This is a genomic window from Luteibacter sp. P4_D7_3, assembly GCF_056401735.1.
Map to the genome: position 1 here is coordinate 1 of NZ_JBFUIT010000103.1, position 12,203 is coordinate 12,203.

The 12,203-nt window shown below is 65.6% G+C and carries 7 protein-coding genes; all 7 read right to left on the reverse strand.

Annotated features, from left to right (window positions below; all coding sequences use genetic code 11):
* Nucleotides 1-117: 117 nt before the first annotated feature.
* Nucleotides 118-588 carry a chemotaxis protein CheW gene (locus AC1DSN_RS11220; RefSeq protein ID WP_063571324.1) on the reverse strand — a complete coding sequence of 157 codons (471 nt, stop codon included), beginning with the start codon at nucleotides 586-588 and terminating at the stop codon, nucleotides 118-120.
* Nucleotides 585-2,318: a chemotaxis protein CheB gene (locus tag AC1DSN_RS11225; RefSeq protein ID WP_477294116.1), complete on the reverse strand. Its 1,734-nt coding sequence runs from the start codon at nucleotides 2,316-2,318 to the stop codon at nucleotides 585-587. The genes AC1DSN_RS11220 and AC1DSN_RS11225 overlap by 4 nt, the downstream gene beginning before the upstream one ends.
* A complete protein-coding gene (locus AC1DSN_RS11230; protein ID WP_477330713.1) occupies nucleotides 2,311-8,718 on the reverse strand; it encodes an Hpt domain-containing protein in 6,408 nt (2,135 codons plus the stop codon). Before AC1DSN_RS11230 ends, AC1DSN_RS11225 begins: the two co-directional genes overlap by 8 nt.
* A gap of 4 nt (nucleotides 8,719-8,722) precedes the next feature.
* Nucleotides 8,723-10,705 (reverse strand): methyl-accepting chemotaxis protein, encoded by a 1,983-nt coding sequence (locus AC1DSN_RS11235; RefSeq protein WP_477330717.1) that lies wholly within the window; start codon nucleotides 10,703-10,705, stop codon nucleotides 8,723-8,725.
* A gap of 219 nt (nucleotides 10,706-10,924) precedes the next feature.
* Nucleotides 10,925-11,470, reverse strand: coding sequence for a chemotaxis protein CheW (locus AC1DSN_RS11240; protein ID WP_063571159.1), 546 nt, complete (start codon nucleotides 11,468-11,470; stop codon nucleotides 10,925-10,927).
* 7 nt (nucleotides 11,471-11,477) lie between these two features.
* Nucleotides 11,478-11,849, reverse strand: coding sequence for a response regulator (locus AC1DSN_RS11245; protein ID WP_046968466.1), 372 nt, complete (start codon nucleotides 11,847-11,849; stop codon nucleotides 11,478-11,480).
* 33 nt (nucleotides 11,850-11,882) lie between these two features.
* On the reverse strand, nucleotides 11,883-12,203 hold a 321-nt coding region (locus AC1DSN_RS11250; RefSeq protein ID WP_477330715.1), incomplete at its 5' end, for a response regulator.

The following is a 12,203-nucleotide window of genomic DNA, read 5'->3' on the forward strand; positions in this document are numbered from 1 at the left end:
GTTTAACCGCTCGCCGGATCACCGCAAGGCCTCATTTGAGAAATCAGTGTTGAGGGTTCGCCGCTGAAGCGGCTCCTACGGCCCGCGCGGCGTGCCCGAACGCCACACGCAACCCGATCAAGCCTCGGCGAACATGCCTACCAGCGTTTCTTCCAGCGCTTCGAGATCCGGAATGACGGCCGTATCGTCGCGGACGAGGACGCGGGCGCGGACGCCAAAGGGCAGCTCGTGGCCGTCGTGCGTCGGCAGCAGGAGCTCCGCATTCAGCGTGGTCAGGCGGGGGAAGCCGTGCGTCAGGACCGCGAGATACGGCATGTCGGGATGATTGCTCACGCCCTTCAGGACCGCCACACGCGGCGCCTGCGCGCTGCCCTCTTCCGCAAGCGCGGCGACATGGTCGAAGCGCACCAGTGGCACGCGCCAACCGCGCCACGTAATACGACCGACCAGCCACACCGGTGCGTCGGCCACTGCCTCGACCCCCGCCAACGTGATCACTTCGGCCACGGAGGCGTTCGGCAACAGGAGGCGTACGCCGCCGCTGGGAATAAGGACGCAGCGGATTTCGCGCGGTAACGGCTCGCTCATGGAAATTCCTCGATCAGTTTCTGCGCCAGGGCATGAACGTCGCCGGCAAAGCCGGCCACGCGTTCCTCGCGAATCCCGGCAACCATATGCCCCGCATCGGCCTCGGCGACGACGGTCTCGACCCAGACACGGCCGCCAGCGTCGTACACCGCCTGCGACCCGGCCACGGCGTCGTTTCCGCGGCCAGCAAAAACGATCGCCAGCGCATCGGTACCGAAACCACCGGCGAGTGTGCTGAAGATGCCGTCAATGGACGGACCGGACGCGGAAGTAGAGCTGCCGTCTTCGCGCACCGTGACGCTGCCGTCGCGACGGATCTGTACGTGCGTGCCACGCGAAACCACGAGAATCTCGCCGTGCTCCGTATGCGATCCATCCTTCGCCACGCGTGCGCGGCCAAGGCGTTGAGCGAAGCCGTCCGCATCCGCGTCGTGATGCACGGCGACCAGGACCACGGCAGGCATACGCTTAGGCAACGCGGCGACGAAGGCGGCCACGGCGGCTTCGCTTTCGCGCGAACCGCCGAGAGCGACGACGCGGCGAACGGCACGCGCACTGCCCTCGAGGAACATCTCATGGGAGAAGTCGCCGTCCGTGCGTGGCGCGATGGCTTCCTCGAGCGAGACGAGTTCAAGCGACAGTCCAGCCTCGAGTCCATGCGAGCCGTCATCGACGATGTCCTGCGCGAGATACTCGGCAGCGCTCACCGTCTCGATACCAAAGTCGGCCGCATTGCCGTGCACGGGCGCGTCGATCACGATCGTATCGTGGTCTACCAAATCCCACTCCGGAGCCGGCGGCGGCACGTATTCCGTGGCGCGCGATTCGATCTGGAGGGAATGTTCGCTACCCGCGGAAACGGCGGGCGTRCCCTCGTCTTCCGCCGTCAGACTCAACTGGCTGACATCGAACTCGCGCTCCACAACGGGAGCCGGAGGCGGTGCATCGTCCACCACCTCGAAACCGGAGAGATCGAGCGACGCCAGTTCGGTCAGTTCCAGCGGCGACGAGGGAACATCTTCCAGGCCGTCGGAACCGTTGATCGAGTCGGGGTCGCTATCGGCGAGCAACGCCTCCAGTTCGGCGGCCAGCCTGACCGGATCGCTGCCCTCGTCCTCGTCCTCGCCCACGGCGTCGGGCAGCGGCGCGGAGAAGTCCAGGGAGTCAGCCAGATCATCGGCACTGTCGACGAGGGTGTCGTCGTCAGCAAGGGCAACGACGCCGACATCTTCGGCCGTTGCCATCGGCGACTCGGCATAACCGTGGCTGCCGGTGATGGCGAGATCGCCAGCCAGGGGTTCGTCAAATGTCTCCTCGGCAGGAGCCGCCACGCCGGCGATCGCATCGATGCGCGGCTCGATGGCGCGCGCGTCGTCGGGGCGCGGCGGATCCATCGGGCTCGCACCCACCAGCTTGGCGGCAAGGTGCCGGGCCCAACGGGCGCGGTCCCAGCCTTCCAGGTTGCGGCTGGCATCGGCGTCGTTGAAAACGAGACGCGGGTGCCCCCCTTCGACCGTGTCATAGAGACGGTCGAGGTCGCCATCGCTGGGATCGTCGAGATCGACCACGACCACATCGGCCGACGACCCGACCAGTTCGGCCGCGGCGAACGCACCCAGGTCCGACTCATAGACGATCCGCGCACCGTGCGCGACGAGGGCGTCGCGCAGGTGGGCGGCGAGCGCCGCATCGTCGAACAGCAGGGCGACCGACGGCTCGCGATCAACCATGGGTCACTCCGAGCACATCATTGATCTGCACGATGAGGTCGTTCTCCTGGTACGGCTTGCCGATGTAGCGGTCGACACCGATGTCGAAAGCGCGCTGGCGATGCTTATCGCCGGTGCGCGAGGTGATCATGATGATCGGCACACCCGCCAGGCGTTCATCCGCCTTCATCTGCGTCGCCAGTTCATAGCCGTCCATGCGCGGCATTTCGATGTCGAGCAGCATCAGGTCGGGTACGCGTTCGTTGAGCTTCTCGAGAGCGTCTACACCGTCCTTCGCCGTCATCACTTCGAACTCGTGACGTTCCAGCACCCGGCCGGTGACCTTGCGCATCGTGATCGAATCGTCGACCACCATGACCAGGGGCTTCACGCGGACTTCGTCTTGCACGCGCGGTGCGTGCGGCACCGCCGCCTCGGCTTCGAACGCGCGGCGTGCCACACCGTGGCGCACCATCGGCGCGAGGTCGAGAATCATCAGCACCGAACCGTCGCCCATGATCGTCGCGCCGAGGATACCCGGCACCGAACTGACCTGCGGACCGACCGGCTTGACCACGATTTCGCGCGAGCCGAGCACGGCATCGACACGGATCGCGGCACGCAGGTCGCCCGAACGGGCGAGCAGCAGCGGGACATCACCTTCTTCGGGCGAGGCGATGACATGCACGCCGAGCAGCTGCGGCAGGTCATGGATGGTGTAGTCGTCGCCGAGGTAATCGAAGCTCGGATTCTCGTCGGCCATGCGGTGCGCGAGCTCGTTGGGAGCAACGCGCGCCACACCATGTACGGACGTCATCGGGATCGCGAAGTTGGTTTCGCCGATACGAACGATCAGGGCCTGGGTCACCGCGAGGGTGAACGGCAGGCGCATCACGAAGGTCGTGCCGACACCCTTCTGCGATTCAATGCCGAGGGTACCGCCGAGCTGCTTGATCTCGTTCGCGACCACGTCCATGCCGACGCCACGCCCCGCCACCTGGGTGACCTTCTCCGCGGTGGAGAAACCCGGAACCTGGGTGAGCTGGAAGATCTGGTCGTCGGAGACACGGGCTTCCGGACGCAGCAGGCCGCGTTCGATCGCCTTGGCGCGGATCGCGTCGCGGTCCATGCCGGCACCGTCGTCGGACAGGCGAACGACCACTTCGGTCGCTTCGCGCGACACCTGGATACGCACGGTGCCTTCCGGGTTCTTGCCGGAGGCCTCGCGGGTGTCCGGCGACTCGATGCCGTGGGCGACCGCGTTGCGCAGCATGTGCTCGAACGGCGCCTTGATGCGGTCGAGCATGTTGCGATCCATTTCGCCGTTGGCGCCTTCCACCACCAGCTGGGCCCGCTTACCGACATCGCCGGCGGCCTGGCGCAGCGTGCGGCGAAGGTTGGGCACCATCGCGTCGAACGGCAACATGCGCGTCTGCATGAGACCTTCCTGCAGCTCCGCGTTCACTCGCTGCTGCTGGAGCAGGAGGTTTTCGGACTGACGGGTCAGCTCGTCGAGGATCGTCTGCAGTGACACAAGGTCGGACACCGACTCGGCCAGTGCACGCGAGTACTGCTGCAGCTGCGAGAAGCGATCGAGCTCGAGCGGGTCGAAGTTCGTCGCACCCGTTTCGCGGTGCTCCTGGTGGTAGCGCGCGATGATCTGCGCTTCGGTTTCGATTTCGAGCATGCGCAGCTGGCTGCGCAGGCGGCTGACCGTCTGTTCGTGCTCGGTGAGCGTCGAACGGAAGCTGGCCGTCTGCTGTTCCAGGCGCGAGCGGTAGATCGACACCTCACCGGCATGGTTCACCAGCGTATCGAGCATGTCCGCGCGGACGCGAATCTGTTCCTGCGACGAACGCTGAAGCTCTTCCTCCTCGAACTCCGGCAGCAACTCCGGCAGGTCGCGCTCGAGGRCGGGAATCGCGTCGACCTCGGCCAGCGGTTCGAAGCCGGGGATCGGTGCAGGCTCGGGCGTGATGATCGCGGCTTCGCGCTCTTCGCGGTAGCTTTCGGCGGTAAGCGTATCCGGTGCGATCGGTGCACCGGCGAGGCGTGCGAATGGCTCGATATCGGCGTCGTTGAGCGCAATGGCTCGACCCAGTGCAATGCTCTGGATCATGCCGTGCAGGCGATCGAAGCCGACTTCGGTCGCTTCGATGGACGGACGATCGCTGTCGCGCTGGCCACCGGCCACCGCATCGAGCAGGGCCTCCATGGCATGGGCAAGATCGCCCACCACAGCCAGCCCGGCCATGCGCGCGCTGCCCTTGAGGGTGTGCAGGTCTCGCTGCAGGGCGGTCACGTGCTCCGCGACCTGCGGCTCGATACGCCATGCGGCGAGGGCGCCATCCGCGTGGTCGAGGATCTCGCGTCCTTCTTCGACGAAGACTTCGAGGAGATCGGGATCGATATCCGCGTACGGCGAGAGCTCCGGCACCATGGCCACGACAGGCTCGTCGACCGGCGTGTGAACGGGTGCGGCGACGGGCTCGTGCGACTGGTCTTCGATGACCACCGGCTCGCTCGATAGCTCATCCGACGGTTCGACCGAGGGTTCGACAACGTCGGCCGTGGCATCCACGGTCTCGTCGATATCGGCCAGCTCGGTGAGCTCGGTGTGTTCGGCGGAAAGCGGTTCCGCCGGCGTCGCATCCAGCGCGAACGCCTCGTCGGCGAGGAAGCCTTCTTCCTCCGACGCCGTCTCGTCGATGACCTCTTCGACGCCGCCTTCCTCCGGGCTCGCCGCGTCATCGGCAAGACCGCCGATAAGCGAACGCCACGCGGCATCTTCTTCCGCGTCGTACTTGAGGATCGGCTTGACGTCGCCTTCGGGCTTGTCGATCTGGAAGCCTTCGAACGAAGCGAGCAGCTCGGCGGTGAGGTCGGCCGTCGCGTCGGACGTTTCGATCGGATCGAGTTCGATGCCCGGGAGGGTTTCCGCCTCTTCGGTCTCGTTGCTGGAAGTGTCGCTGACGACATGCTGCTGCGCGTGTTCGGCCGCGGCCGATTCACGAGCGGCCAGCTCACCGGCCAGCATGGCTTCGAGCTCAGCCTCGAGCGAGACCTGAGCCACCGGAACGTCCTCGGCGACAGGCTCTTCGGCTACCGGCAAATGCCCGGCAGACGGCGAGGTGTCGCGCAGCAGTGCCTCCAGCTCAGCCTCATCGAACGTGATGTCGTCAAAGGAGTCGTTGGCGTCGAGGGGACTATCGATCGTGACCGGCGTTTCTTCGAACGAAGGAAGCTCGTCATGGACGCGGATGTCGTCAACGATCTCAGGCTCTTCGACCACTTCGAACGCGTCGACAGCCTGGATATCCTCGAATGTCACCGGTGTGTCGTCGTGCGCGACCGGCGCGACCGGCGCGTACGTCGTTGCTTCATCGTCCAGTGGCTGCGGATCCGGCTCGTACAGGATGTGAGCGACGGTTGCTTCCGGCTGTTCGTCACGCAACGCGACGATCTGCGCAGCGAGCACGGACACGTCGGGCACGCGCGGATCCGGCGCGTCGAACTGCTCCATGACATGGTCGACGAGGTCGGCCGCGTCGGTGAGGGCATCGACGCCCGCCGGACGCAGCGGCACACCGCTGGCACGGACGCGCTTGATCAGGCCTTCGAGCGGCGCGAGTACCTGGATGAGCACGGGGATGTCGACCATGCCGATGGCACCGTGCAGCGTATGCACGGCGCGTAGCAGGCCATCGTCCACCGGTAGCTCGCCGTCACCGGCCAACGCGAGGTTGGCGCGGATCACGTGCAGGTACTGGGCCACCTCGGTGCGCAGGATATCCAGCAGCACCGCGTCGACCGGCGGCAGCGGCGGAGCCACGTACGGCGGATCCATCGGTGTCGCTTCGACGGGCTCCGACGGCGTGTGGCCGTAACCGGCGAAAGCCGCCGTCGGCACGGCTGCGATCGTGTCGCGCGGCACGCGACGCTTGACCTTGGTGCGAACCGTGTGGACCGAGCTCTTGGCGATGTCTTCGACGAAGGCGCTGTCGCCCATCGACAGGCGATCGGCCGTCTCCATGATGGCGGCGATCGGTGCGCCCGGCGTGGACTCGCCTTCCAGTGCGGACTTGAGCTGAGGCAGTGCGTCGACCGCATGACGGATGAGCGCCTGCACACCGTCGTGCGGCGTGATCGTGTGATCGAGCACGCGATTGAGCATGTTCTCGACCTTCCAGGCGAATTCGCCCAGCAGGCGGGCGCCGACCAGGCGACCGGAACCCTTCAGTGTGTGGAACGAACGACGGATCGGCACCAGTGCCTCGATCCGCTCCGGATCCCTGAGCCAGGCCTCCTGCGCGGCGAGGAGGTTGCCGATCTCTTCCTCGGTTTCCTCCAGGAAGATCTCGCGGATCTCGTCGTCGATGCCGTCCACCGTGATCTGGAACCCGGCGAACTCGGCATTGCCGCTGCCACCGACTTCCTGCTCGACTTCCTCTTCGATCTCGACCCAGTCTTCCTCGCCCGTCGCGGCGGCTGCCACGTCGTGCGTCACGGCTTCGCTGGCATGCGCCTGCACCGCTTCGATCTCCGCCTGGGTGGGCGGCTCGTCGAGAAGGTCGAACGTGTCGGCGAAACTGGAGACCGTCTCGCCCGCATCGACGCTGGTCGATGGCACGGCAATGTGTTCGATGGCTGTGGTGTCGATCGACTCCAGGGCAGCTTCGCCCAGCGGCGTCGGGGCTTCCACCACCGGTACCGGCCAGTAGCCGAGTTCGGCCAGGCTCTGCTGGGTCACGTCGAGAATGTGCTCGAGGCCGCCGCGATGTTCACGTGCCGCCTCAAGGTAATACTCGAGCGCGGCCAGCGCATCGGCAAGGCGATCCATCTGCGCGCTGTTGGGCACGCGCCGGTCACCGAGCAACTCGCGGTGAATGAACAGGCCGATGCCATCGGCCAGCTCGGCCGGACGCGGAGCGCCCAGCATGTTCATGGCGCCGCCGATCTCGCCCATGAGTTCGGGCGTGCCCTCGAGCTGAGCGTGGTCCCACGAGGATTCCACGAAAGCGACGATCGCGTCCTTCACCTTGGAGGTGTTGGCCGTGGCTTCGCGCATCAGCGTGGAAAGGATGTGGCGTGCCTCGCTACGCGGCAGCGGCGACGGGCCCGAGTCGGAAACCTGTGTTTCGCCCTCGCCTTCCGCACCAAGACGTTCGATGTGGTCGTCCAGCGAGGCTTCGACGTATAGCAGTGCGCCGGCGACGTCGAGCAGCGACTCTTCGTCCGGCAAGCGCTGGCCCGTGGCGATTTCGCCGAGGATCCGACGCTGTTCGCCGACGACGCGACGCGGCACGCCCAGGGCGAGCATGCCCAGCGTGTCACCGACGCGGTCAAGCACATCAGCCTGCGGGCCGAGCTGCGCGGGATCGCCATCGGGACGACGCAGGAAAAGATCGAGCGATTCCTTGACCCGCAACAAGTCTTCCTTGATCGCGGCCGACACGGTGTCCAGCAGCGCGCGGTTGTGCCCGGACATCGAGCCACGGGCGTGTTCCAGCTCGGCGGCCCGCGGAAGCAGACCATCCAGGCGATAGGTCTGGCGCAGCTCTTCGATACGGTCGCTGCCGGTCTTGGCCTGGGCGACGTAGTACAGAAGCTTGCGCGCGAGATCGTCGGATTCGCCGGTGAGCAGCACTTCCTCACCGCCTTCCACCAGCTCGCGGATCGAACGATCCACACGACCGATCAGCTGGCGAACGTCCTTCTCGTGGGCACGCAACACGCCGCGCTCGAGACCTTCGAGGACGCCGGCGGCAATCCACCAAAGGCGACGGCCGGCGATCGTGTAGCAACGCGCGGCGATCGCATCGAGGGTAGCCCGCATGCCGAGCAACTGGCGTTCGTTACCCTGCCCGCGAAACCAGGCAAGCAATTGCTGCTGGAAACGCACGCGCAACTCGGCCAGCTCGGCGCGATGCGCCTCAGCCACGGCCGGGTCGCTCGCACCGGGTGCACCGATCGGCAGCATGGTGTCGAGGTTGGGCGTGAACAGCGCGGACTCGTGCAGCGACTGCTCGCCACGGCTCTCGCGGAGATCGTTGAGCAAGGGCAGCAGGACGATCGGCACGTCGCGATGGCCGCTCTGCAAACGCTCGAGATAGTCGGGCATCTGCATCATGCCGCGCATCAGCGCGGCATAGGCGTCATCACGATGAGCGACGCGGTCGTCGATGAGCGCGGCAACCAACTGCTCCATTTCGCCGACAACCATCGCGGCGCCATAGAGCTCGACCATACGCAGCGTGCCGTGGACCTGATGCAGGTCGGCGGCGCAGGTGTGCATGACGTAGGCGTCGCGAGAATCCTCGACATACGACTCGAGGGCCTGGCGTGCCTTGGACAGGGCGTCGTCGAGCTCCGCCTTGACCCAATGCAGCGTGGTGAAATCGGTATGGTCTTGAAGTCTCACTGCATCAGCCCGGCAGCTTGAAGTTCGCGACGGACAGGCGCAGGTCATTCGCGAGCTGGGCCAGGTTGCCGATCGATTCCGCCGTCTGGCTTGCGCCCAACGACGTCTGCGACGTGATCTCCTGGATGACGTTCATCGTTGCCGAGGTGTCGGTCGCCGCAGCGGACTGCTGGCGTGCCGCCGCGGAGATGTTCTGAATCAGCGCCGACAGATCGTTCGAGACGCGCTCGATGTCGCCCAGTGCGGTACCCGCATCCTCGGCCAGTCGTGCACCGGCCACCACCTCGGCGGTGGTCTGTTCCATCGAACTGACCGCCTCGTTGGTATCGGACTGAATGGTCTGCACCAGCGTTTCGATTCGCTTGGTCGCACTCGCCGAGCGCTCAGCGAGGCGCTGCACTTCGTCCGCGACGACCGCGAAACCGCGGCCCGCTTCACCGGCCGAGGCCGCCTGAATGGCTGCGTTGAGTGCGAGAATGTTGGTCTGCTCGGCGATGTCGTTAATCAGTTCCACGATCGAGCCGATCTCCTGGGACGATTCACCCAGTCGCTTGATTCGCTTCGAGGTTTCCTGGATCTGGTCACGAATCGAGTCCATGCCCTGAATCGTCTCGCGCACCACTTCCGCGCCGCGCGATGCAATCTGCACCGAGCGCTGCGCCACGTCGGCCGACTCCGCGGAATCCTTCGACACGGTATCCATCGAGGTCGCGATCTGGTTAATGGCCGAGGTCGCCGAGGTGATCTGCTGCGCCTGTTGTTCCGCCGCGTCGGCCAGGTGCATGGCGGTCGCCTGCGTTTCCTGTGCCGCCGCCGAGACGCGAACCGCCGTCTCGTTAATCGTGGTCACGAGGTTGCGCATCTCGTCGACCGCGGAGTTCATGGCGTCCGCGATGGCGCCCGTGATGTCCTCGGTCACCGTGGCCTTGATGGTCAGATCGCCTTCGGCGAGCGTACCCATCTCGTCCAGCAACCGCATAATCGCGGTCTGGTTACGCTGGTTGAGTTCAGACGTGCTCTCGAGGCGCTGGCGCTGGTCACGCACGAGGGTGACGACGAGCAGCAGCGCGAAGGCCACCGTGGCCAGTGCGCCGACCAGACCCCAGCCCACGTTCGGGAAGAGACGGAACTTCTTGGCGATCTGGTCCGCGGATTCGTTCGCGCGGAGCAACACGGTCTGCGAGTCGAGCGAGGCCTGGTTACCGGCGCGCTTCACGTCCTGCAGGTTGGGCGATGCCGCGACCAGCTGGGCCACCGGGTCGACCAGGTCGCCCCAGGAGGTCTGCATGCCTTCGAGGATCTTGCGTGCGTTCGTGTCGGTCATCGCATGAACGCCGCCGTCGGCATTGCCATCGATCAGGCCCTTGAGCACCGCACCGTAGAGCTGCGCGTCACGGGACAGGCCGTCGGCCGCAGACTGCGCGCCATCACCACCCTGCAGAATTTCCTGCACACGACGGATCATGCGATCGGCCATGAGCATCCAGCGGGCGATGGTGAAGGTCTGCTCCGAGGAAGCGTTCTTCTGCTGGACGATGTTGAGCACTTCGTCCGTGCGCGAGTTCAGCAGTGGCATCTGCTTGGAGAACAGGTCGGCGCGTTCACCGGAACTCAGGACCAGGTCCTTGTTCGACAGGATCTTGCCGATATCCGCATCGAGCTGGTGCCAGGCGTTGGCCAGGGCGCCCACCGAGCGGCCGGACGGCGTCGCGTCGTTCTCGGCATAGGAAGGCATGCCGGTCTTTTCATCGCCCTTGACCAGTCGCTGCACCGCCGAATCGATGGTGTTGCGCGTGGCCGCCAGTTCGCGGAACGAGTCGCGGTTGCCGTCGGACGCCTCGAGTGCGTACTTCGCGGTCTGCTGCGAAAGCACCTGCACCTGGGTCGTCAGCGCGATGGCTTCGCGATCCTCACCGTTCTTGATGTTCAGCCACCAGAAGTCGACCGACGCCAAACCGATAGCCAGAAGCAGGGCCACGATAACCATCGTGTAACCACGTTCCCGGCCTGCGCCCCCTGTTGTCGTGCTCATACTCACCTCGACCAAACCTGGCAAAGCTAGTCACCGGCGCCCCGAATGAGGTCGTCGGCATGACGAAGCGGCCGCACTGGCCGCCCCTCCGTTCCCATCGCAAGAGCGTTTACCGCCCTCGCCGATCCTGTTGCGGGGCGGCCACCCGGCCGTCCCGTCCCCCGTGGAGACGCTTTACAGCGCCGCCTGCCGGAAATCCGGCGCACGAGCCAGACGGCTCATGCTGAAAAGCCCGAACGATTGCTCGCCCAGTTGTACGTTTTCCGCGACGAACCGCGCCAGGCGCGGATCGTGTTCCTCGCTGCCGGTACCGCGCTGCGCCTCGTCCATGGTGCGCTGGCCGAACACTTCGTCGACCAGCAGGCCCACCGTACCGCCGTGCTGGCGAACCAGCAGCAGGCGCGTACGCTCGGATGAAGGCGTGCGTTCGTCGAAGAGGAAACGGCCCAGATCGATTGCCGGCACGAGGTTGCCGCGCACGTTGGCCACGCCCATCAGCCAGGGCTGGGTGCCCGGCACGTTGGTCAGCGGCGGCACGGCGAGCAGTTCGTTGATCTCTTCGATACCGCTGACAAAGGCACGGCGACCGATACGGAAGCCGATGCCACGCCACAGGCCCAGCGATTCGACCCGTTCGGGCGCGCCCGCCGAGTGCGCCAGGCAGGCGCGCTCGTAGTGGGCGAGCAGTTCGAAAGGCGTAAGTGCCGCGTTCTCGCTCATGGCGCCCTCAATGCTTGTTCGGCAGCAGGCTGGCGATGGTCGAGAGCAGTTCCTTCTCGTTCACCGGCTTGGTGATGAAGGCCTTCGCGCCCTGGCGCAACCCCCATACGCGGTCCGTCTCCATGGACTTGGTCGTGATCATCACCACGGGCACGTCCGCCGTAGCCGGGTCCCGGCTCAGCGTTCGGGTGGCCTGGAAGCCATTCATGCCGGGCATGATGACGTCCATGATGACCAGGTCGGGCTTGCTCGCACGGATGCGGTCGATGCCCGACTCGGCGTTGTCGACACTGGAGACGGAAAAACCCGCCTTCTCCAGTAGCGTGGTGAACACGCGTACGTCGGTGGGCGAGTCGTCAATGATCAGAATGTTTGCCACACGTCCCCCTGGACGTCGTTAAGCGGATTTGAATCAGCTCGCCGTCGCATAGCGATGGATCGCGCCGAGGAGTTCGTCGCGAGTGAAAGGCTTGGTAAGGTACTGCTCCGCGCCCACGATGCGGCCACGCGCCTTGTCGAACAGACCGTCCTTGGAGGACAGCATGATCACCGGCGTCCCGCGGAACTGGGCGTTGTTCTTGATCAGCGCGCAGGTCTGGTAGCCATCCAGGCGCGGCATCATGATGTCGACGAAGATGATGTTCGGTTTCTGGTCGGAAATCTTTGCCAGCGCCTCGAACCCATCGACTGCGGTCAGAACGTCGCAGCCTTCCTTCTTCAGCAGGGTTTCGGC

Excerpts from the sequence above, each read along its gene's own strand:
- AC1DSN_RS11220 (WP_063571324.1), bottom strand. The coding sequence starts at position 588 with ATGAGCGAGCCGTTACCGCGCGAAATCCGCTGCGTCCTTATTCCCAGC.
- AC1DSN_RS11235 (WP_477330717.1), bottom strand. The coding sequence starts at position 10,705 with ATGGTTATCGTGGCCCTGCTTCTGGCTATCGGTTTGGCGTCGGTCGAC.
- AC1DSN_RS11240 (WP_063571159.1), bottom strand. The coding sequence starts at position 11,470 with ATGAGCGAGAACGCGGCACTTACGCCTTTCGAACTGCTCGCCCACTAC.